This is a genomic window from Variovorax sp. P4_B10, assembly GCF_056402375.1.
This window is the reverse complement of the sequence record NZ_JBFUHN010000002.1, coordinates 1-19,012: the sequence shown is the minus strand read 5'-3', so window position 1 is coordinate 19,012 and position 19,012 is coordinate 1. Positions and strand designations below refer to the sequence as shown.

General features: G+C 66.0%; 25 protein-coding genes. 7 read left to right on the top strand and 18 right to left on the bottom strand.

Going from position 1 to position 19,012, the window contains the following annotated elements; all coding sequences use genetic code 11:
• Positions 1-90: 90 nt before the first annotated feature.
• Positions 91-492 (top strand): response regulator, encoded by a 402-nt coding sequence (locus tag AC1DXX_RS01255; protein WP_478132347.1) that lies wholly within the window; start codon positions 91-93, stop codon positions 490-492.
• A gap of 4 nt (positions 493-496) precedes the next feature.
• On the opposite strand, the gene AC1DXX_RS01250 is transcribed toward AC1DXX_RS01255, so the two are convergent.
• Positions 497-1,129: a response regulator gene (locus tag AC1DXX_RS01250; protein WP_007837167.1), complete on the bottom strand. Its 633-nt coding sequence runs from the start codon at positions 1,127-1,129 to the stop codon at positions 497-499.
• A 130-nt stretch (positions 1,130-1,259) separates the two neighbouring features.
• Here AC1DXX_RS01250 and AC1DXX_RS01245 point away from each other — a divergent pair, with 130 nt between their 5' ends.
• From AC1DXX_RS01245 to AC1DXX_RS01225, 5 genes are all read left to right on the top strand, one after another.
• Positions 1,260-2,579 (top strand): CHASE3 domain-containing protein, encoded by a 1,320-nt coding sequence (locus AC1DXX_RS01245; RefSeq protein ID WP_478132545.1) that lies wholly within the window; start codon positions 1,260-1,262, stop codon positions 2,577-2,579.
• Positions 2,580-2,868: 289 nt separating this feature from the next.
• Positions 2,869-3,033: a DUF1328 domain-containing protein gene (locus AC1DXX_RS01240; RefSeq protein ID WP_013543146.1), complete on the top strand. Its 165-nt coding sequence runs from the start codon at positions 2,869-2,871 to the stop codon at positions 3,031-3,033.
• 54 nt (positions 3,034-3,087) lie between these two features.
• Complete coding sequence (locus AC1DXX_RS01235; protein ID WP_478132346.1) at positions 3,088-3,462, top strand: hypothetical protein; 375 nt, start codon at positions 3,088-3,090, stop codon at positions 3,460-3,462.
• A 34-nt stretch (positions 3,463-3,496) separates the two neighbouring features.
• Complete coding sequence (locus AC1DXX_RS01230; RefSeq protein WP_478132345.1) at positions 3,497-3,886, top strand: hypothetical protein; 390 nt, start codon at positions 3,497-3,499, stop codon at positions 3,884-3,886.
• Positions 3,873-4,370, top strand: a complete 498-nt coding sequence (locus AC1DXX_RS01225; protein WP_478132344.1) for a hypothetical protein — start codon at positions 3,873-3,875, stop codon at positions 4,368-4,370. The genes AC1DXX_RS01230 and AC1DXX_RS01225 overlap by 14 nt, the downstream gene beginning before the upstream one ends.
• A gap of 52 nt (positions 4,371-4,422) precedes the next feature.
• Here AC1DXX_RS01225 and AC1DXX_RS01220 read toward each other — a convergent pair whose 3' ends face one another.
• The 17 genes from AC1DXX_RS01220 to AC1DXX_RS01140 all read right to left on the bottom strand — a co-directional run bounded on the left by AC1DXX_RS01220 (position 4,423) and on the right by AC1DXX_RS01140 (position 18,440).
• Positions 4,423-4,941, bottom strand: a complete 519-nt coding sequence (locus tag AC1DXX_RS01220) for a BON domain-containing protein (RefSeq protein WP_478132343.1) — start codon at positions 4,939-4,941, stop codon at positions 4,423-4,425.
• A gap of 78 nt (positions 4,942-5,019) precedes the next feature.
• Entirely contained in the window at positions 5,020-5,217 is a 198-nt protein-coding gene (locus tag AC1DXX_RS01215) for a CsbD family protein (protein ID WP_258353256.1), read from the bottom strand.
• 121 nt (positions 5,218-5,338) lie between these two features.
• On the bottom strand, positions 5,339-6,160 hold the full coding sequence (locus AC1DXX_RS01210; protein ID WP_478132342.1) for a DUF429 domain-containing protein: 822 nt from the start codon (positions 6,158-6,160) through the stop codon (positions 5,339-5,341).
• Between the two features lie 4 nt (positions 6,161-6,164).
• Positions 6,165-7,046 carry a DMT family transporter gene (locus tag AC1DXX_RS01205; RefSeq protein ID WP_478132341.1) on the bottom strand — a complete coding sequence of 294 codons (882 nt, stop codon included), beginning with the start codon at positions 7,044-7,046 and terminating at the stop codon, positions 6,165-6,167.
• Between the two features lie 16 nt (positions 7,047-7,062).
• Entirely contained in the window at positions 7,063-7,485 is a 423-nt protein-coding gene (locus AC1DXX_RS01200) for a BLUF domain-containing protein (protein WP_478132340.1), read from the bottom strand.
• Positions 7,486-7,487: 2 nt separating this feature from the next.
• Positions 7,488-8,219 (bottom strand): GTP cyclohydrolase I, encoded by a 732-nt coding sequence (folE, locus tag AC1DXX_RS01195; protein WP_478132339.1) that lies wholly within the window; start codon positions 8,217-8,219, stop codon positions 7,488-7,490.
• Positions 8,220-8,293: 74 nt separating this feature from the next.
• Positions 8,294-9,049 carry an endonuclease/exonuclease/phosphatase family protein gene (locus tag AC1DXX_RS01190; RefSeq protein ID WP_478132338.1) on the bottom strand — a complete coding sequence of 252 codons (756 nt, stop codon included), beginning with the start codon at positions 9,047-9,049 and terminating at the stop codon, positions 8,294-8,296.
• Positions 9,046-9,522, bottom strand: coding sequence for a dihydroneopterin triphosphate diphosphatase (nudB, locus tag AC1DXX_RS01185; protein ID WP_478132337.1), 477 nt, complete (start codon positions 9,520-9,522; stop codon positions 9,046-9,048). The genes AC1DXX_RS01190 and nudB overlap by 4 nt, the downstream gene beginning before the upstream one ends.
• A gap of 15 nt (positions 9,523-9,537) precedes the next feature.
• On the bottom strand, positions 9,538-11,343 hold the full coding sequence (gene aspS, locus AC1DXX_RS01180) for an aspartate--tRNA ligase (RefSeq protein WP_478132336.1): 1,806 nt from the start codon (positions 11,341-11,343) through the stop codon (positions 9,538-9,540).
• A gap of 37 nt (positions 11,344-11,380) precedes the next feature.
• On the bottom strand, positions 11,381-12,013 hold the full coding sequence (locus tag AC1DXX_RS01175) for a DUF502 domain-containing protein (protein WP_478132335.1): 633 nt from the start codon (positions 12,011-12,013) through the stop codon (positions 11,381-11,383).
• 11 nt (positions 12,014-12,024) lie between these two features.
• Entirely contained in the window at positions 12,025-12,357 is a 333-nt protein-coding gene (locus tag AC1DXX_RS01170) for an FmdB family zinc ribbon protein (RefSeq protein ID WP_478132334.1), read from the bottom strand.
• Between the two features lie 83 nt (positions 12,358-12,440).
• On the bottom strand, positions 12,441-13,889 hold the full coding sequence (locus AC1DXX_RS01165; RefSeq protein WP_478132333.1) for a high affinity choline transporter 1: 1,449 nt from the start codon (positions 13,887-13,889) through the stop codon (positions 12,441-12,443).
• 12 nt (positions 13,890-13,901) lie between these two features.
• The gene (ubiB, locus tag AC1DXX_RS01160) at positions 13,902-15,467 is read right to left on the bottom strand and encodes a ubiquinone biosynthesis regulatory protein kinase UbiB (RefSeq protein ID WP_478132332.1); all 1,566 of its coding nucleotides are present in this window, start codon (positions 15,465-15,467) and stop codon (positions 13,902-13,904) included.
• Positions 15,464-16,033: a hypothetical protein gene (locus AC1DXX_RS01155; protein ID WP_478132331.1), complete on the bottom strand. Its 570-nt coding sequence runs from the start codon at positions 16,031-16,033 to the stop codon at positions 15,464-15,466. Before AC1DXX_RS01155 ends, ubiB begins: the two co-directional genes overlap by 4 nt.
• Before the next feature lie 50 nt (positions 16,034-16,083).
• Entirely contained in the window at positions 16,084-17,106 is a 1,023-nt protein-coding gene (locus AC1DXX_RS01150) for a Tim44 domain-containing protein (protein WP_478132330.1), read from the bottom strand.
• A gap of 32 nt (positions 17,107-17,138) precedes the next feature.
• Complete coding sequence (ubiE, locus tag AC1DXX_RS01145) at positions 17,139-17,870, bottom strand: bifunctional demethylmenaquinone methyltransferase/2-methoxy-6-polyprenyl-1,4-benzoquinol methylase UbiE (protein WP_478132329.1); 732 nt, start codon at positions 17,868-17,870, stop codon at positions 17,139-17,141.
• A gap of 156 nt (positions 17,871-18,026) precedes the next feature.
• Positions 18,027-18,440, bottom strand: a complete 414-nt coding sequence (locus tag AC1DXX_RS01140) for a gamma-butyrobetaine hydroxylase family protein (RefSeq protein ID WP_478132328.1) — start codon at positions 18,438-18,440, stop codon at positions 18,027-18,029.
• Between the two features lie 98 nt (positions 18,441-18,538).
• On the opposite strand from AC1DXX_RS01140, the gene AC1DXX_RS01135 reads away from it, so the two are divergent.
• The coding region (locus tag AC1DXX_RS01135) for a hypothetical protein (protein ID WP_478132327.1) at positions 18,539-19,012 on the top strand (474 nt) is incomplete at its 3' end.

The window sequence follows — 19,012 nt, the reverse complement described above, 5'->3', positions numbered from 1 at the left end:
CGGCGAAGCCTCAGTGTCCATGTGCAGGCATTCCCGCCAGCGGGGGCGTTCCGAATGCACCTGCCAACGTCAGAGGAAGCGCGGTTCGGCATGGATTCCAGATTGCAGACATACGTCGTCGAAGACAACCTCACGATCCGTGAAAACCTCATTGGCACTCTGGAAGAGCTCACCTGCACCTCGGTCGTCGGTTTCGCCGAGACCGAGGACCATGCACGCGCATGGCTGCTGGGCCATGGCAGCGAGTGGGACCTGGCCATCGTCGATCTTTTTCTCAAGCAGGGAAGCGGGCTGGGCGTCTTGCAGGCCTGCCAGTCGCGCAGGCCGGCCCAGAAGGTCGTGGTGCTCAGCAACTACGCAACGCCCGACATCCGACGGCGCTGTGCCGAATTCGGTGTCGACGCGGTGTTCGACAAGTCGAACGAAATCGATGCCCTGGTCGATTTCTGCCTCGTGCAGGCGAAGGCATTGCACACTTCGCCCGAGGCCTAGGCGCTCAATCGATAAGCTTGTTCTTCAGTGCGTAGTACGTCAGGTCGCTGTTGGAGGAGAGGTTCATCTTCTCCATCAGGCGCGTGCGGTAGGTGCTCACCGTCTTCACCGACAGCGACAGCGTCTTGGCGATGTCGCCTGCGGTCTCGCCCTTGGCAAGCTTCAGGAACACCTGGAACTCGCGTTCCGAGAGTTGCTCGTGCGGCGCAGCATCGTCCTTGCGATCGAGTTGGCGCGCCAGCAGTTCTGCCACGGCGGGCGTGATGTAGCGGCGGCCGAGCGAGATGGTGCGAATGGCGTTCACGATCTCGATCGGGTCGCATTCCTTGTTCAGGTAGCCGCTCGCGCCCTGACGGATCAGGTTCATCGCGTAGTGCTCTTCCGGATAGCCGCTCAGGATCAGGATGCCGACATCCGGCGCCTTGGCGCGGATCATGGCGAGCGCGTCGATGCCGCTCTGCCCCGGCATGGAAAGGTCCATCACAAGCACGTCGAGTTCGGTGGTGCGCACGAGTTCGATGGCCTCGCGGCCACTGGCCGCCTCACCCGCCACGCGCAGGTCCACGTGCTCGGAGAAGAACTGCCGAAGGCCCGATCGCACGATCGCGTGGTCGTCCACAATTCCAATTTTGATCATCTGTTACTTTCGTCGTTGTGTTGCGACCATCGAGCCCGCAACATGCCGGTCCCTGGTTGTTGTCAATTATTCACGAACTTGCGTTGAAAGCAGCTTTGAAAGTTTCATGCACTGGTTAGCCCCTCCAAAAATGGCTGTGAGCCTGCTGCTCGCGGTACTGGCTGCGCTGGCCCTCATCGGCATCAACGAGGCCGGCTTTCGCCAGTCCACTCGCGCCCTGGCGGACATCGACGAGGCCCAGAAGGGGCGCGGCGTGGTCAACCAGATCCTGCAGAACATGCTCGACGCCGAAACCGGCCAACGGGGTTACCTGCTGACCGGCGAAGCCAGTTACCGGCAGCCCTACGACACGGCGATCAAGCAGGTGGACGGCCATCTCGCGACCCTGCGTCAACTGTACGCCGATCGGCCCGCAGAACGCACCCAGCTTGCAGAACTTTCGAAGCACGTGCTGCGCAAGGTGGCCGAGATGGACATGAGCGTACGGCTGCGCCAGGACGGCAAGGAAGACGCCTGGAAGTTCGTCATCACGACCGACGTGGGCCGAGAGGAAATGGACGCCATCCGCGCCACGGCCGGCGAACTGGTCAAAGTGAGCAACAAGACTCTGCTCGAGGGTCAGGTGCAGGTGCTCCGGTCGCTGCAGCTCGCGCGCATCGGCACGGCCATCGTGGCACTGGCCGCGCTGATGGCCTTCTTCCTCTACCTGCGGCAGACGCATGCCCTGCGCTCCATCGGCGAGCGACAGCAGGAAGCCCTGCAGCGCGAGCGCAACGCCCTCGAGGACGAGGTGCGCGAGCGCACCGCCTCGCTGGCCGAGTTGGCCACTCACCTGCAGGACGTGYGGGAAACCGAGCGCGGCTACCTCGCGCGCGAGTTGCACGACGAGCTCGGTTCCCTGCTCACCGCGGCCAAGCTCGACGTGGCGCGCCTCAAGTCGCGGCTGACGGAGGCGCCCGACGCCACCCAGCGCCTGCAGCATCTGACCGAGCTGCTCAACAGCGGCATCGCGCTCAAGCGCCGCATCATCGAAGACCTGCGGCCCTCCTCGCTGTCGAACCTCGGGCTGGTCGCGTCGCTGGAAATCCTGGGGCGCGAATTCGCCGAGCGCTCGGGCCTGCAGATCGAGATGGCGCTCGAACCCGTGACGCTGGACGAGTCGCGCCAGCTCACGATCTATCGCATGGTGCAGGAGAGCCTGACCAACATCGGCAAGTACGCCGAGGCCAGTGAAGCGACGATCGTGATGAAGAACTACGAGAACCACGTGATCGTGGAGGTCGCGGACAACGGCAAGGGCTTCGATGCGCAGCGCGTTCGTCCGTCGACGCACGGTCTCGCGGGCATGCGCCACCGGGTGGAGGCGGCCCGGGGCAAGCTCACGATCTCCTCGACGCCCGGTCGAGGCACGCGCCTGAGCGCGATGCTGCCCGTCGTCAGGCCGGTGTAGAGGGCTCGCCCCCAGGCTGCGCGCACTTCGTGTCGCTTCGCCTTCCCCCTGCCGGGGGCAACATCGGCGGCCCGGCAAAGCCGGTTCCGCGATGTTTGCGGATTGAAGCGGCACTCCTTCACGACCCGGGTCTGGGGGGACTCGGTCGTCTCCTACGCACCCCGCCCCCGGTCGCTGACAGGGTGCGCGCAGGCCCCCACTTAAGGTTGCTCCTGTGCCATTCGCTTCTTCCCGGAAGGCCGGATGGGCGTTCTCAAAAACAACGAGGAAAGCCTCGAAGGAGTTCCACATGCTGCATTACGCCGTGGTGTTTCTGGTCATCGCACTGATTGCCGCCCTGTTCGGCTTCGGCGGCATTGCCGCCAGCGCAGTCGGGATTGCCAAGATTCTTTTCGTGATCTTCGCCGTGCTTGCCATCGCCAGCTTCCTCGCCGGCTTGCTACGGCGCAAGTAGCGTAGTTACGATCAACAGGCTCCCGAATTTCATCTTCCCGGAAAGGACTTTCACATGAACACGACCAAGACTCCCTCGCAACTCGCCGACGACGTGCGCCAAACCGCCAATGAGGCGATGGAAACCACCCGCGCCTACGCCCAGAATGCGGTGAATGCGGCGGGCGAAAAGGTCCGCGAACTGCGCCGCGATGCCGAGCCCGGTGTCGAACAGTTGGCAGCCCGTGTGCAGCAAGCCGTTCAGCGCGGCCTGGACGCAGCCTCGACCACGAGCGCACGCGCACAGCGCCGCATCGAGCAGGCAGCCGACGTGACCGGCCGCTACATCTCCGACCAGCCGGTGCGCTCGGTGCTGATCGCCGCGGCAGCCGGTGCCGCCATCACGGCACTCATCGTGCTGGCCAGCCGCCGCAGCCGGGACGACTACTGATCGCTGACGCCCGGTTCCACCGATCCCCCGCACCATGCTTCATCCGATTTTTTCCACGGTGCTCGGGCATCCGGAACTCGTCGCCGACCATATTGCCAACTACGCCGCCCTCGCCCGACAGGAAGCTGCCGAAGCGGGGCGTGTGCTCATGGCCCGCATCATCGCCAGCGTGCTGGCGGTCGCGAGCGCCGTGCTGGCGCTCGGGCTGATCGGCGTGGCCGTGCTGCTCGGCGTGCTTCATGGCAGTTTCCACTGGGTGCTGGTGGTCGTGCCCGGCGTGGCAGCGGTGTTTGCGGCCATCTGCGCCTACTTCGCCGCCCGTCCCGGCCCCGGCCCCGGCTACGGCTTCGTCGACCTGCGTGCCCAGCTCGACGCCGACCTGCAGGCCCTGCACACCGCCGGAGCCCGCCATGGCCAGCACTGACGACCGTACCCGTCTGACCCCGCAGCAGCGCCTGGCCATTTCGCGCCGCGCGCTGGTTCGGCAACTGAACGGCAACGACGAAGCGCATCGCGGGGCGCGCGAATCCGAAGACGACCTGGAATACGCACACCACGACGACATCCCCGGAGCGCCCGCACGCGAAGCATCCTCGCAACAAGAGGGCCGCGGCAGTATCTGGCGTTCGGTGGCACGCGGCGTGGTGCAGCGCTGGTGGCGCCGCCATCCGGCCCATGCGGCAGGCCAGTTGGTCCGTCCTCTGCTCGAACATTACGCACGCACCAAGCCGGCAAAGCTCATGGCGGTGGCCGCAGCCACTGGCGCGGTGCTGGTGCTGGTCAAGCCGTGGCGCCTGCTGTCGGTCACGGCGGTGCTGGCGGCCGTGCTCAAGACATCCGACGTGGCTGACATCGTCAACACGCTGATGCAGAAGACCACAAGCCCGCCACGAAAAGATCCTCCGTAGACAAGAAAAAGCCCGGGCGAACCGGGCTTTTTCTTGGGGCGAAAGGAAGCGATCAACCCTTCACTTCAAGCTGGTTGCTCACCGAGGTCACCCCCGGCACGCCCTTGGCGATTTCCTCGGCACGCGCCTTGGCAGCGGCCGACGGCGCGGGGCCCTTCAGGCTCACGGCACCGCCCTTGGTGTCGACGTTGATCTTGATCGCGCTCAGGTCCGGGTCCTTGGCCAGGCCCGCGGACACCGACGCGGTGATCGCGGCATCGTCCACCGTGGCGCTCACGGCCGCACCCGCTTCCTTGGCGGCTTCCTTCACGTTGGCCATGCCCTCCTTCACCTCGGCGGTGGTGCCGGAGGCCTCGACCTTGGCCTTGGCGTCCTTGACGGCCTCTCCGGTCTTGGCAGCGGCGGTATCGGCCGCCTGCTCCGTCTTCGCCACCGCGCGGTCGAGCTTTTCGCCAGCCGTGCGGTTGTCCGACTTGTCGCAGGCGGACAGCGTCAGCGCAGCGCCAGCCACGAACACGGCGAGCCATGCACGCGAAGATGGCATGGCGATGGGTTGATGGGGTTTGTTCATGGGAATCCTCCAGTCAGTCGCTCACATGGAACGGAAAGAGGTTGGCGCCCTTGCAGCAGCGCGCAACCCAGAGGTCGGTCAGAGCTTGTCTGCCCCCGACTTGATGGCGTCCTTGGCCTTTTCCTTGACGTCGCCATAGGTCTTCTGCACCTTGCCGGCCGCCTGGTCCGCGATGCCTTCGCCTTCGAGCTTTTCGTTGCCGACGACCTTGCCGGCCGCTTCCTTCAGCTTGCCCTTGGCTTCTTCGACGCGGCCCGCCACTTGGTCCTTGTTCATGTCGCTTCCTTCCTGTGTAGGTGAAATGCGTGGACCGGCATGGCCCACCGATTTCAATCTAGCCGCCGCCCCAGGGCCGTGAACGTCGCCGGAGGCCCGAAGCGGTGTAGGACAAGAAGGCTCAAGCCGTGACGATCCATCCTTCAAGCGAGTCGAACCGAACGGGCAACCCGTAACCCGGACCGGGGCTCGCGGCCCGCTGCAGGCCCCAGGCCGCCTGCACGAGGCACAGCACGGCGTCGATGTGGTCGCCGCGGGCATCGGCCAGCAACTCGGCGCGCTGGCCGGCCGTGAGCTGAAGCCGCACGCCAAGCCGTGTCGCGCCCGCTTCGAGCGCGGCAAGCAGATCCGTGCGCGCCTCGAAGCGTTCCGGGGTCTGCTTCGACAGGTCATCGCTCTTGTAGCTGCGGCGTCCGATCAGTTCACGCGCCAGCAGGCCGGGATAGGCCTCGAGTGCAACGCGATCCTTGTGGCTGCCGGCATGCAGGCCCGGAAGACTGGCACCCGCTGCGAGCAGCAGCGGCACACCGGCATGCAGCATGAAGGCGACCGGCGGGTTGACCCACTTCATCGATGGACTCGATCCCGCGGGGCCATCGGTGGCACGATGCGCGAACTTGCCGCCGACGGGGCGCGCGGCGCAAAAGGCAGCGAAGGTATCGCGGATCTGGGTGCGGCTCAGGCTTGCGTAGTGCGCGATCAGCAGATCCCACCGCAGCGGCCAACGCAGATGCTCGACCAGTTCGCGCGGCAGGCTGAACGGAAAATCGAAGCCGCCGACCCACGCGGGCGAGCTGCGCAGCCATTGGCCCCAGGCATCGAGCGTTGCAAACCGCTGGAGGCCGGTCAGCGCGAGATCGCCCGTGCCGGCCATCTCTCCGACAGCCACCACGACGGGTTTGCGTGACGTCGGCGCGCTCGAAAAATCGCAGCCGAAAAGCATGGCGTCAGCCCAGTGCGAGCGCCACCACGCCGGCGGCGATGAAGATCGCGCCAAGCAGCCGCAACAGCCGGTCGCCTTCGCGCAGCAAGTGCCCACCGATCAGTGCGGCAAACAGCATCGACACCTCGCGCGCCGGCGCGACGTGCGAGATCGGCGCCTGCTGCACCGCATAGAGCACGAGCACATAGGACACCGGACTGATCGCCGCCACCAGCAGCGCGTACTTCCATTGCTCGCGCCACATGCGCGCGGTCGTCACGCGGTCCTGCAGCGCGGCGGGCAGCAGCAGCACGAGGCGCACGAAGTTGCCCATGTAGTCGAGCAGGATCGGCGACATCGCCAGGAACTTCACCGCATAGCTGTCGGCCACGGTGTAGGCCGCGATGAAGGCGCCGGTCAGCACGCCGTAGCGAATGCCCTTGTGCACCCGCTCGCGCTGGGCCGGGTCGTGCTTCCCGTGCCAGAGGCGCGGGCCGCCGGCCACGAGGAACACGCCGAGCACCACGCCGAAGATGCCCGCAACGCCGATCAGGCTGATCTTCTCGCCGAGGAACAGGATCGCGACCAGCGACGACAGCAGCGGCCCCGAGCCGCGCGCCAACGGGTAGACCACGGTGAGGTCGGACTTGCGATAGCCGCGCAGCAGTACCACGTAGTAGAAGACGTGCAGCACGCCGCTCAGCGTGATGAAGCCCCACTCTTTCACGCCCCAGGTCGGCACGACGCGCCAGCCCAGCGCGATGCCCACCGGTGCCCACACGACGGCCATGAACACGCCGCTCTGGAATGCGAAGCGCGCATCGCCGTTCGCCTTCTTGGCGGCGATGTTCCAGCTGGCGTGAATGACCCCCGCCAGGAGGATCAGCGCGAAGGCGGAGAGCGGCACCCCGGTCGAACGGGGCCTAGTGGCGGCCGACGATGGCGGCGGTGGCCATCAGTTCTTCCAGCAGCGCCAGCGAGACCTTGCCCGAGACCTTGTAGGGGTCGAGTTCGGGCTTCTCGGAGTACTTGAGCAGCGTCGAGGCATTGAGCTTCGAGAGGTTGACCTGCCCCATCGTCCAGCCGCCGAAGCGGCGCTCGGAAATTTCCTCGTAGTGCAGCAGCATCACGTCCTTGTGGCGGGCGTCGCGCTGGATGTGGCCATACAGCTCGCTGATGGCCGTGCGCCCGCCCTCGATGGCCTGCAGGAAGGTGCCGGCGCCGTAGCAGAGGATGCCGGTGATGCCGCAGGCCGGGTTGTGGCTGCGCGATTGCGCAAGGATTGCGTCGATGGCCGCGGGGCTGGTGTCGACAGCGCGGCTGGCATAGAGAAGTCGGACCAGCATGTTCAGCTCCTTCTCGGCAGGAGGGAAAGGAATTCGCGACGCAGGCTCGGGTCCTTGAGGAAGACGCCGCGCATCACGGAGTTGATCATCTTGCTGTCCATTTCCTTCACGCCGCGCCAGGCCATGCAGAAATGCTCGGCTTCCATGACGAGGGCGAGGCCATCGGGCTGCGTCTTTTCCTGGATCAGGTCGGCCAGTTGCACCACGGCTTCTTCCTGGATCTGCGGACGGCCCATCACCCACTCGGCGAGGCGCGCGTACTTCGACAGGCCGATCACGTTGGTGTGCTCGTTGGGCATCACGCCAATCCAGAGCTTGCCGATGATCGGGCAGAAGTGGTGCGAGCAGGCGCTGCGCACGGTGATCGGGCCGACGATCATCAGCTCGTTCAGGTGCTCGGCGTTGGGAAACTCGGTGAGCGAAGGCGGTGCCACATAGCGGCCCTTGAACACCTCGTTGAGGTACATCTTGGCGACGCGGCGTGCGGTGTTGCCGGTGTTGTGGTCGTTCTCGAGGTCGATGACGAGGCTCTCGAGCACGCCCTTCATCTTGACCTCGACCTCGTCGAGCAGCGACTCCAGCTCGCCGGGTTCGATGAACTCGGCGATGTTGTCGTTGGCATTGAAGCGCTTTCGCGCTGCGGTGATGCGCTCGCGGATCTTGACGGAGACGGGCGTACCCTCGTCGTCGTCTTTTCGATCGGGAAGCGGGTCGACGTCGGTTTTCCTCAGCATGGCGGGGATCGTACCAGTGAATGGCTCCGGGGCATTCGGGCCTGCAACGCCCGCCCCTTCTTGGAGCAATGCTATCAATTGAGTAGCGAGAAATCGGCCACCAGTGGCAGGTGGTCGGACATGCGGGCCCAGATGGGACCGCGCGGGACCGTGCAGGCCAGCGGTTCCAGCTTGCGGCCGTAGACGAAATCGAGCTGCGCCACCGGCAGGCGCGAGGGATAGGTGAGCGTGCGCTGGCCGCGCAGGTCGCCGGTGTCGCGCAGGCCCATGGCGTTCATCGCGTAGCGCATGCGCGCACCCCAGTCGTTGAAGTCGCCGGCCACGATCACGGCCTCGTCGGCCGGCACCTCGCGGTCGATGAACTCGCGCAGGCGGGCGATCTGCCGCACACGGCTGCCCTTGATGAGGCCCAGGTGCACCACGATGGCATGCACCGGCTGGCCCTCCACCTCGATCACGACGTGCAGCAGCCCGCGTTGCTCGAAACGGTGGTCGGAGATGTCCTGGTGCCCGGTGCGGATCACCGGCCAGCGCGTGAGCAGCGCATTGCCGTGCTCACCGTGGCGCGTAACGGCATTGGTCTCGTAGACCGCGGTGTAGCCCTCGGGCGCAAGGAAGTCGGCTTGCGGCAGATCGGGCCAGCGCGCAAAGCGCGCCGCGGCCTGCCGGTTCATCTTGCGCACTTCCTGCAGGCAGATGATGTCGGCATCGAGCTGCTCGATGGCATGGCCGAGGTTGTGGATCTCGAGTCGCCGGGCGGGCCCGATGCCCTGCACACCCTTGTGGATGTTGTAGGTCGCGACCCGGAGGTTGTGTGCCGGCAGGTTCATTGCACAAATTCTGGCAGCAACAGAATCGCTTCGGCGTTCGACGGGGAAAAACACGCATCGGCCGCTTCGCGGTACGGCAGCCATTTCCAGTCGCTGTGCTCGCGCGGGTCGAGCGCGGGCGCCAGGCGCTCGGGCACGCAGAGGCCGAACAGGTGCTCGGTGTTGTGCGTGACGCCGGGCTCGTAGCGCGCGCGCCAGCGCGGATAGATCTCGTAGATGTTGCGCAGCTGCCAGTCGACCAGCTGGGAGGCGAGCGCGGTGCCTTCGCCACACCGGATGCCGGTTTCCTCGGCCACTTCGCGTGCGGCCGTGAGTGCAAGCGGCTCGTCGACCGCGTCCTTGCTGCCGGTGACCGATTGCCAGAAGTCGGTCTCGGCATCCGCACGCCGGATCAGGAGCACATCGAGTGCCGGCGTGTGGATCACGACCAGCACCGACTCCGGAATCTTCCAGGGCCGGGGGCTGGTCGTCATGGGCGCCTCAGACGCTCAGGCGGCTTGAGGCGTGTTGCGCAGCTTGATGTGCAGTTCGCGCAACTGCTTCTCGTCGACCGGGCTCGGCGCCTGCGTCAGCAGGTCCTGCGCGCGCTGGGTCTTGGGGAAGGCGATCACGTCGCGGATCGACTCGGCGCCGGTCATCAGCATGACGAGGCGGTCGAGGCCGATGGCAATGCCGCCGTGCGGCGGTGCGCCGTACTGCAGCGCGTCGAGCAGGAAGCCGAACTTGAGCTGTGCGTCCTCGGCGCTGATCTTGAGCGCGCGGAACACCTTGCTCTGCACTTCCTCGCGGTGGATACGCACCGAACCGCCGCCCATCTCGATGCCGTTGAGCACCATGTCGTAGGCCTTGGCAATGCACTTCTCGGGCGCGGTGTCCATGAGGTCTTCATGGCCGTCCTTCGGTGCGGTGAACGGGTGGTGCACGGCCGACCAGCGCTGGCCTTCCTCGTCGAACTCGAACATCGGGAAGTCGACCACCCACAGCGGCGCCCAGCGGTCGTCGAACAGGCCGCTCTTCTTGCCGAAGGCGCTGTGGCCGATCTTCACGCGCAGCGCGCCGATGGCGTCGTTGACGACCTTTTCCTTGTCGGCGCCGAAGAACAGGATGTCGCCGTTGCGGGCGCCGGTGCGGGCGATGATCTCGGCCAGCGAGACGTCGTCGAGGTTCTTCACGATCGGGCTTTGCAGGCCTTCGCGGCCGGCGGCTGCGTCGTTGACCTTGATGTACGCCAGGCCCTTGGCGCCGTAGATCTTGACGAACTCCTGGTACGCGTCGATTTCACCGCGCGACAGGCCGCCTTCGGCACCGCCGCCCGGCACGCGCAGGGCCACGACACGGCCGCCCGCCATGGTGGCGGCGTTCGAGAACACCTTGAACTCCACGCGCTTCATGAGTTCGGTGAGTTCGGTGAATTCGAGCTTCACGCGCAGGTCGGGCTTGTCGGAGCCGTACTTGAACATCGCGTCGGCGTAGCTCATCGTCGGGAACACCGGCAGGTCGATGCCCGCGGCATTGCGGAACACGGTGCGGATCATGCCCTCGAACATCTCTCGGATTTCCTCTTCGGCGAGGAACGAGGTCTCGATGTCGATCTGCGTGAATTCGGGCTGGCGGTCGGCGCGCAGGTCTTCATCGCGGAAGCACTTCACGATCTGGTAGTAGCGGTCGTAGCCGGCCACCATCAAGAGCTGCTTGAAGAGCTGGGGCGACTGCGGCAGCGCGAAGAAGCTGCCGTCGTGCACGCGGCTGGGCACGAGGTAGTCGCGCGCGCCTTCGGGCGTGGACTTGCCGAGCATCGGCGTCTCGATGTCGATGAAGCCGTTGGCGTCGAGGAACTTGCGCGTTTCCATCGTCACCTTGTAGCGCAGCATCATGTTGCGCTGCATGGCCGGGCGGCGCAGGTCGAGCACGCGGTGCGTGAGGCGGGTGGTTTCCGACAGGTTGTCGTCGTCCAGCAGGAACGGTGGCGTGACCGACGGGTTCAGCACCTTGAGCTCGTGGCACAGCACTTCGATCTTGCCGCTCTTGAGCTGGTCGTTGGTCGTGCCTTCGGGGCGCGAACGCACCAGGCCCGTGATCTGCACGCAGAACTCGTTGCGCAGGTTTTCGGCGACGGCGAAGGTGGAGGCGCGATCGGGGTCGCACACCACCTGCACATAACCTTCGCGGTCACGCACGTCGATGAAGATCACGCCGCCGTGGTCGCGGCGACGGTTGACCCAGCCGCACAGGGTGACGGTCTGGCCCAACAGGGCTTCGGTCACAAGACCGCAATAGTGAGTACGCATGGCCATAGAGATGACTTCCGGCGCCGTCGTGGCGCGTTCGTTTTTATGAGTTGGATGGCTTGATCGCCAGCGTGGCGGGGCCGCCTGGAACGACCACGCCCATCGAGACGATGTACTTGAGCGCTTCGTCCACGCTCATCTTGAGTTCGATGCAGTCGCTGCGCTTGAGCATGACGAAGTAGCCGCCCGTGGGGTTGGGCGTGGTCGGCACGTAGACGCTGAGGAATTCCTCGTCGCCCAGGTGCGCGGCCACCTCGTTGCCCGGCGCGCCGGTCACGAAGGCAATGGTCCACACGTTTTCGCGCGGCCACTGGATCAGCACCGCCGTGCGGAAGGCATTGCCGTTCTCGGAGAACAGCGTGTCCGACACCTGCTTGACGCTGGAATAGATCGAGCGCACGACCGGAATGCGCCGCACCACGGCGTCGCCCCAGCCGAGCAGGCGCTTGCCGACGAAGTTGCTCGCGATGGCGCCGACCACCAGCAGGATGGCGAGCGTGAGCAGCACGCCGAGTCCGCGGATGTTGTTCTGGTACAGCCACTTCTGCCAGACCACCGGCAGCACCCACAGCGTCTGGTCCAGCGTGTCGATGATCCACTTCAGCACCGCCAGGGTGATGAACAGCGGAACGATCACCAGCAAGCCGGAGAACAGCCATTTGCGCAGGGCGAGCATGGTCGGAGGTCTCAGTCGCCGCTCTTGGCGGCAGGGGCCGGCGCAGGGGCGGGCGCCGGTGCTGGCGCAGCGCTCGGCGCAGAGGTGGAGGCAGAAGACTCGGCGGACTTGGCGCCGTCGCTCGCAACGGGTGCCGTGGCCGGTTCGGCCTTCTTGCCGCCGCCTTCACGGAAATCGGTCACGTACCAGCCCGAGCCCTTGAGCTGGAAACCGGCGGCCGTGACCTGTTTTTCGAACGCGCTCGCGCCGCACGCCGGACACACCGTCAGGGGCGCATCGGACATCTTCTGCAAAGCATCTTTGGCAAAGCCGCAGGCGCTGCACTTGTAGGCGTAGATGGGCATGGGGAAATAGGGTCCAAAAAGCGGCGCAGCTGCCGCTCGCAAAGCCCTCGATTATAAGCGCCTACCCCGTCGCCCAGGTGACGTCAAGCCGGCCCGGTGGCCAACGGCCGGTGCGGCGTGTGAGTGTTCACCACCCATTGCGGCAGCAGCGAACCGGCCACCATGCCGACAAAAGAGGCCAGCACACCCGCGAGCTGGGCCGGGAACATCGCGCCCCAGGGCATGGCCAGGAACAGCAGCCAGGTGCAGATGCCGAACAGGATCGACGCAACGGCCCCCTGGGTGGTGGCGCGGCGCCAGTACAGGCCGCACACCAGCGGCACGAATGCCCCCACCAGCGGCACCTGGTAGGCGCCCGAGACCAGCTCGTAGATCGGCGTGCCCTGCATGCGGATGGCATAGGCCAGCACGGCGGCACTGAACAACAGCACCGTGATGCGCATGGTCATGAGATTCTGGCGATCGGTGCCCGCGGGCCGGAACTGGCGCCAGATGTTCTCGGTGAAGGTGACGCTGGGTGCCAGCAGCGTGGCCGAGGCAGTCGACTTGATGGCCGACAGCAGTGCACCGAAGAACAGCACCTGCATCACGAACGGCATCTTCTGCAGCACCAGCGTGGGCAGCACCTTCTGCGGATCTTCCTTCAGCAGCACGGCCACCTCCTCCGGCATGATCAGCAGCGCGCTGGCCACCAGGAACATCGGCACGAAGGCGAACAGGATGTACGCCACGCCGCCGATCACCGGGCCGCGGGTGGCGGCCTTGACGCTGTTGGCCGACATCACGCGCTGGAACACGTCCTGCTGCGGAATGGAGCCCAGCATCATGGTGATGGCCGCCGCGAAGAAGAACACCATGTCGTGCCAGTTGGGCTCAGGCCAGAACTTGAACAGGTCCCTGCTGACCGCGAAGGCCACCACCTTGTCGGCGCCGCCAGCCATGTTGCCGGCGAATACCGCGATCACCGCAAGGCCCGAGACCAGGATGATCATCTGGATGAAATCAGTCACCGCCACCGACCACATGCCGCCGAACAGCGTGTACGCCAGGATCGAGACCACCCCGATCACCATGCCCATCGGAATGCTGATGGTGCCGGCCGACAGCACGTTGAACACCAGCCCGAGCGCCGTGACCTGCGCCGAGACCCAGCCCAGGTAGCTCAGCATGATGATGAGCGTGCAGGCCACCTCGACACTGCGGCCGTAGCGCTCGCGGTAGTAGTCGCTGATGGTCAACAGCGTCATGCGGTAGAGCTTGCCCGCGAAGAACAACCCCACCAGGATCAGGCAGGTGCCGGCGCCGAACGGGTCCTCGATCACGCCGTGCAAGCCGCCCTCGATGAACTTGGCCGGGATGCCGAGCACCGTTTCGGACCCGAACCAGGTCGCGAAGGTGGTCGTCACGATCATGAAAAGCGGCAGGTGCCGCCCTGCAATCGCGAAGTCGGTGGTGTTTTTCACCCGCTTGGCGGCGTAGAGGCCGATGGCGATGGTGACCAGCAAATAGACGACAACCAGCGTCAGCAGCACGGGGAATCTCCTCTAGAACAACTTCACACGCACCAGCAATTGCATGGCGAGCAACCCCAATACAAATCCTATGCCACCGTAGATGATGGTCTGGAGCAGCTTGTTGGTGCGTTTCTGCGCGGCCAACAGCTCCAGCAACTCGCGGCGGTGATCTGCGGGCCGATTTTCGAGGAAATCGTGCAGCAGGCGAGGCAATTGCGGCAGCAGCTTGGCATAGCGCGGCGCCTCGGCCTTGAGCTGCTCGAACAGCTTCTTGGGGCCGATCTGGTCGACCATCCACTTTTCGAGGAAGGGCTTGGCGGTGGCCCAGAGGTCGAGCTCGGGGTCGATGTTGCGGCCCAGGCCCTCGATGTTGAGCAGGGTCTTTTGCAGCAGCACCAGCTGCGGCTGGATTTCGACGTGGAAGCGGCGCGAGGTCTGGAACAGCCGCATCAGCACCATGCCGAGCGAGATTTCCTTCAGCGGCCGGTCGAAGTACGGCTCGCAGACGGTGCGGATCGCGCCCTCCAGCTCGTCGATGCGGGTGCCTTCGGGCACCCAGCCGCTTTCGAGGTGGAGCTCGGCCACGCGCTTGTAGTCGCGCCGGAAGAAGGCCACGAAGTTCTGCGCGAGGTATTCCTTGTCCGACTCGGTCAGCGTGCCGATGATCCCGAAATCGAGCGAGATGTAACGGCCGAAGGTCTCGGGCTCCAGGCTCACCTGGATGTTGCCGGGGTGCATGTCGGCATGGAAGAAGCCGTCGCGGAACACCTGCGTGAAGAAGATCGTCACGCCGTCGCGCGCCAGCTTGGGAATGTCGACGCCGGCCGCGCGCAGGCGGTCCATTTGCGCAATGGGCACGCCATTCATGCGCTCCATCACGATCACCTCGGGATGGCAGAAGTCCCAGAACATCTCGGGGATCAGCACCAGGTCGAGCTCGGCCATGTTGCGGCGCAGCTGGGCCGCATTGGCCGCTTCGCGCACGAGGTCGAGCTCGTCGTGCAGGTACTTGTCGAACTCGCCGACCACTTCGCGCGGCTTCAGGCGCTTGCCGTCGGCCGAAAGGTTCTCGATCCAGCCGGCCATCATGGCCATGAGCGCCAGGTCTTTCTCGATCACGCCGCGCATGTTGGGGCGCAGCACCTTGACCGCGACATCGCGGATCTCGCCCTGGTTGGTGCGGATGGTCGCGAAGTGGACCTGCGCGATCGAGGCGCTGGCGATCGGCGTCTCGTCGAACTGCACGAAGACGTCGCTCACCGGGCGGCGGAACGCGCGCTCGATGGTTGCGATGGCCACCGCCGAGGGGAACGGCGGCACGCGGTCCTGCAGGAAGGCGAGTTCGTCGGCGATGTCGGGCGGCAGCAGGTCGCGCCGGGTCGACAGCACCTGGCCGAACTTCACGAAGATCGGGCCGAGGCGCTCCAGCGCCTCGCGCAGCCGCTGACCACGCGGCGCATCGAGATTCCGGCCGACGGAAACGACGCGCGCCACCACGCCCAGCCAGGGCTTGCGGAAGCTCGTGAGCACGAGCTCGTCCAGGCCATAGCGCAGCGCGACCCAGACGATGAACAGGCCGCGGTAGAAGCGCCTCATTCGGCCGTGCCCGCCGAGCCAGCCGCCGAACCGCCGGCGCGTGCCGTGCGGTCGCCGACGAACTGGCGCAGCGCGGTCACGACACGCCGCACGCCGTTGCCGAGGGTGTGCGCCGGCACGTCGCCGATCAGGCGTGCGAGGTCGTCCTCGATATCCCAGCGCACATGGTCGACCAGCCAGTTGACCTCGGCGGCCAGCTGCACGTCGCCGACGATCTGGACCGAGGGCTTGTCGCCGCGCAGCGTGGCGCGGGCGATATCGAAGGGGGATTCGTCGATCACGGTGAGGGTGAGTTCAGACGTCGAGCCCGCAGGTGCGAGGTCGAGCAGACCGGCCGGCGTGGCCACCAGTTCCATCGTCACGAAGCGCCATTGGAAGCGCACCACCCGCCCCTGCTGGCGCAGCAGCCTCTGCTGAGCCTCGGGCTCCTGCTGCAGCACGTGGTTCAGGAACAGGACCGCGCGGTGCTGGATCTCGTGGACCGCCCAGTCCGGCGGCTGCAGGCGCTCGCCGATGCGGTTGAAGAGGTCGCCGAGAAAAGAAAAAGGGGACGATGGTGTGGCCATGTCCCCATTATCGTTTCTGTACGCGGCCCGGCGGCCGCGACACCGGCCGTTTACTGCAGGGCCTGCACGCCGGCCACCAGCCAGCCGCCATTGCCGTTGGTCGGCTTGGTCATGTTCCAGACTTCGCGGAACGGGCCCGGGCCGGCGGAGGCGTCTTCGCGGATCATGCCGGAGAACTCCACGCTCGCCATGTAGGCGTCGGGCAGCTCTTCGATGCCGAGCAGCTTGGCGTCGAGCATCACGACCTCGGTCTTGTTCGAGGCGCCGCCGGTGTGGCTGGCGCGATCGGCCAGCTGCGCGCGGATCTCGCCGACCATGCTGTCGGTCATCATCGAGCGCAGCGTCGAAACGTCGGCGCGGTCCCATGCGTCCTGCAGCGTCACGAAGTTGCGCTTGGCGGCGGCAAGGAAGCCATCCACGTCGAAGCCCGTGGGGATGCCCCAGGACTGCGAGCCGGCCAGTGCCGAGCCGATCATGCTGCCGCCAGCCGCGGCGCCCGCGGCCGAGAGGCTGCTGCCGTGGCGGTCGCCATCGGCCGGCGTGGCATCGAAGGCGGTTGCCGAACGCTCCCATGGCCGTGCCGAGGCATCGTTGCCCACGTTGGCCGGGCTGTATTGCACCGGTGCGCTGGCGTTGGCGGGGTTGCCCGCACCCTCGAAGGCGAAACCGCCCTGGCGGTTGCCACCTGCCGACGCTGCCGAGCGTGCCTTGAACATGCGCCATGCCACCACCGCGGCCAGCACCAGCAGGCCGATCAGCAGGATGTTGCCGAAGCCGGCACCAAGGCCGAGCGAATGCGCGAGCCATGCGAGGCCCAGGCCGGCGGCAATGCCACCGAGCATCGCACCCCAGGGCCGCTTCGGTGCGGCTGCCGCAGGTGCGGGAGTTCCGGGCTTGGGTGCCGCGCTGGTCGCGTTCTGCTGCGCAGGCGCCGAAGGCGATGCGGACTCGCGCTGCGTCACGTTGGACGACTGGCGACCGACGGATTTGCCACCGCCGATGCGCGCGGCGTCGGCCTGGACACTGACCAGCACCAATGCAGCTGCCAAAAACAAAGAACCCAAACTTTTCATGTCGTCTCCTCTTGAGCGAAAAATTCGCTTCGTCAACACTTGATTCCAACATGGAGAGCGGCCACGCCACCCGTCATGTTGTGATAGTCCACATGTCCGAAACCGCCCTCTTTCATGAGGGTCTTGAGTTCCTCTTGCGCGGGATGCATGCGGATCGATTCGGCCAGGTAGCGATAGCTCGCGTCGTCGCCGGCCACGAGCTTGCCCAGGCGCGGCAGCACGTTGAAGGAGTACCAGTCGTAGGCCTTGGCGAGCGGCTTCGCGACCTTCGAGAACTCGAGCACCAGCAGCTTGCCGCGGGGCTTGAGCACGCGGTTCATTTCCTTCAGCGCGATGTCCTTGTGCGTCATGTTGCGCAGGCCGAAGGCCACGGTCACGACGTCGAAGTAGTCGTCAGGGAAAGGCAGCTTCTCGGCATCGCAGACCAGCGTGGGCAGCGCCACGCCGGCGTCGAGCAGGCGGTCGCGGCCGGTGCTCAGCATGGCTTCGTTGATGTCGGTGTGGACCACCTGGCCCGTGGCGCCGACCTTCTTCGAGAAGGCCAGCGCGAGGTCGCCGGTGCCGCCCGCGATGTCGAGCACGCGCGAGCCTTCGCCCACGTTCGCCACCATCACGGTGTAGGCCTTCCAGGCGCGGTGCAGGCCCACCGACATCAGGTCGTTCATGATGTCGTAGCGCGAGGCGACAGAGTCGAAGACGCCGCGAACACGTTGCGCCTTCTCGCTTTCGTCGACTTTCTCGAAGCCGAAGTGGGTGGTACTCATGCAACCGATGTTAGGCCGGAAGCCTTCACATCAAGACGACGACCCCGCGCTGACGCCGGACATTTGTTGCTTTTTCTTCAAATGAAGTGGCGTCGCAACGCGCGCCCTTCCTGCCGACATGGCTATCTTTTCAATAGCACAAGGGTATTCGAGGCGTCAGTGGCTGCCGCAGGCGGGGCCGCTCTTGTCGGGCATCGGGGCATCGCGATCGACGCCCGCTTGCGCCAGCCTGCGCTCGTACTGCGCCCACAGCTCGGCCTGATTCGCACCGAGTTCGTAGAGCAGGTCCCACGAATAGATGCCGGTGTTGTGGCCGTCGCTGAAGGTCGGCTGCACGGCGTAGTTGCCGACCGGTTCGAGGTTGGCCAGCTCGACATTGCGCTTGCCGGTCTGCAGGATTTCCTGGCCCGGGCCATGGCCTTGCACTTCGGCCGACGGCGAGTAGATGCGCATCAGCTCGAACGGAATGCGGAAGGTCGCGCCGTCCGAGAAGCCGACCTCGAGCACGCGCGACTGGCCGTGCACGGTGATCGATTGCGGCGTCGGTGCGCCCGGTTTCAAGCCTGCCATGGGTATCCCGTTCGGAAAAATGCTCGGAGTCGCGCAGTATGACGCGCAGCCGGCGCCCCTGCGCGCGCCGCACGGATATCAACGCTTAGCATCGGTGCATGCAGACACGACGCCACCCTCGACCATCGCGCCCGAACTGGGCCGCCCTCGCCCTCTGCGCCGCGCTCGCGGCCGGTTCCATCACGCCGGCGCATGCCTTCTGGAGCTTGCTCGGGAAGGCGGCGGGCAAGGCCGCAACCGCGGGCAAGGCGGCGGGCACCGCGGGCAAGGGGGCTGCGGTCGGGGCAGGCGCCGTCGCAGCCGAGAGTGCAACCGGCGTGGCCGGTGCCGCGGGCAAGGGCGCTGCGGCGCTGGGCGACGACGCGGCGCACGCCGCCCAGGCAGGAACGCGAACCACGGGCGCCGGCCATGAGTTCAGCGCCGTGAATGCCGCGCTGCCGCCCGAAGTGGCGGCCTATCTCGCCAAGCCGGCCAAGGACCTGACGCCCAGGGACACGTCGCGAATGATGGACAGCTATCGCCAGATGGTCGAGCGTGCAGGCAAGAGCGGCGACTTCACCGCGGTCGAGCGC

Bases quoted from the DNA above. Each gene is read 5' to 3' on its own strand.
- AC1DXX_RS01255 (WP_478132347.1), top strand. From the start codon at position 91: ATGGATTCCAGATTGCAGACATACGTCGTCGAAGACAACCTCACGATC.
- AC1DXX_RS01250 (WP_007837167.1), bottom strand. From the start codon at position 1,129: ATGATCAAAATTGGAATTGTGGACGACCACGCGATCGTGCGATCGGGC.
- AC1DXX_RS01240 (WP_013543146.1), top strand. From the start codon at position 2,869: ATGCTGCATTACGCCGTGGTGTTTCTGGTCATCGCACTGATTGCCGCC.
- AC1DXX_RS01235 (WP_478132346.1), top strand. From the start codon at position 3,088: ATGAACACGACCAAGACTCCCTCGCAACTCGCCGACGACGTGCGCCAA.
- AC1DXX_RS01230 (WP_478132345.1), top strand. From the start codon at position 3,497: ATGCTTCATCCGATTTTTTCCACGGTGCTCGGGCATCCGGAACTCGTC.
- AC1DXX_RS01225 (WP_478132344.1), top strand. From the start codon at position 3,873: ATGGCCAGCACTGACGACCGTACCCGTCTGACCCCGCAGCAGCGCCTG.
- AC1DXX_RS01220 (WP_478132343.1), bottom strand. From the start codon at position 4,941: ATGAACAAACCCCATCAACCCATCGCCATGCCATCTTCGCGTGCATGG.
- AC1DXX_RS01215 (WP_258353256.1), bottom strand. From the start codon at position 5,217: ATGAACAAGGACCAAGTGGCGGGCCGCGTCGAAGAAGCCAAGGGCAAG.
- AC1DXX_RS01210 (WP_478132342.1), bottom strand. From the start codon at position 6,160: ATGCTTTTCGGCTGCGATTTTTCGAGCGCGCCGACGTCACGCAAACCC.
- AC1DXX_RS01200 (WP_478132340.1), bottom strand. From the start codon at position 7,485: ATGCTGGTCCGACTTCTCTATGCCAGCCGCGCTGTCGACACCAGCCCC.
- folE (WP_478132339.1), bottom strand. From the start codon at position 8,219: ATGCTGAGGAAAACCGACGTCGACCCGCTTCCCGATCGAAAAGACGAC.
- AC1DXX_RS01190 (WP_478132338.1), bottom strand. From the start codon at position 9,049: ATGAACCTGCCGGCACACAACCTCCGGGTCGCGACCTACAACATCCAC.
- nudB (WP_478132337.1), bottom strand. From the start codon at position 9,522: ATGACGACCAGCCCCCGGCCCTGGAAGATTCCGGAGTCGGTGCTGGTC.
- aspS (WP_478132336.1), bottom strand. From the start codon at position 11,343: ATGGCCATGCGTACTCACTATTGCGGTCTTGTGACCGAAGCCCTGTTG.
- AC1DXX_RS01175 (WP_478132335.1), bottom strand. From the start codon at position 12,013: ATGCTCGCCCTGCGCAAATGGCTGTTCTCCGGCTTGCTGGTGATCGTT.
- AC1DXX_RS01170 (WP_478132334.1), bottom strand. From the start codon at position 12,357: ATGCCCATCTACGCCTACAAGTGCAGCGCCTGCGGCTTTGCCAAAGAT.
- ubiB (WP_478132332.1), bottom strand. From the start codon at position 15,467: ATGAGGCGCTTCTACCGCGGCCTGTTCATCGTCTGGGTCGCGCTGCGC.
- AC1DXX_RS01155 (WP_478132331.1), bottom strand. From the start codon at position 16,033: ATGGCCACACCATCGTCCCCTTTTTCTTTTCTCGGCGACCTCTTCAAC.
- AC1DXX_RS01150 (WP_478132330.1), bottom strand. From the start codon at position 17,106: ATGAAAAGTTTGGGTTCTTTGTTTTTGGCAGCTGCATTGGTGCTGGTC.
- ubiE (WP_478132329.1), bottom strand. From the start codon at position 17,870: ATGAGTACCACCCACTTCGGCTTCGAGAAAGTCGACGAAAGCGAGAAG.
- AC1DXX_RS01140 (WP_478132328.1), bottom strand. From the start codon at position 18,440: ATGGCAGGCTTGAAACCGGGCGCACCGACGCCGCAATCGATCACCGTG.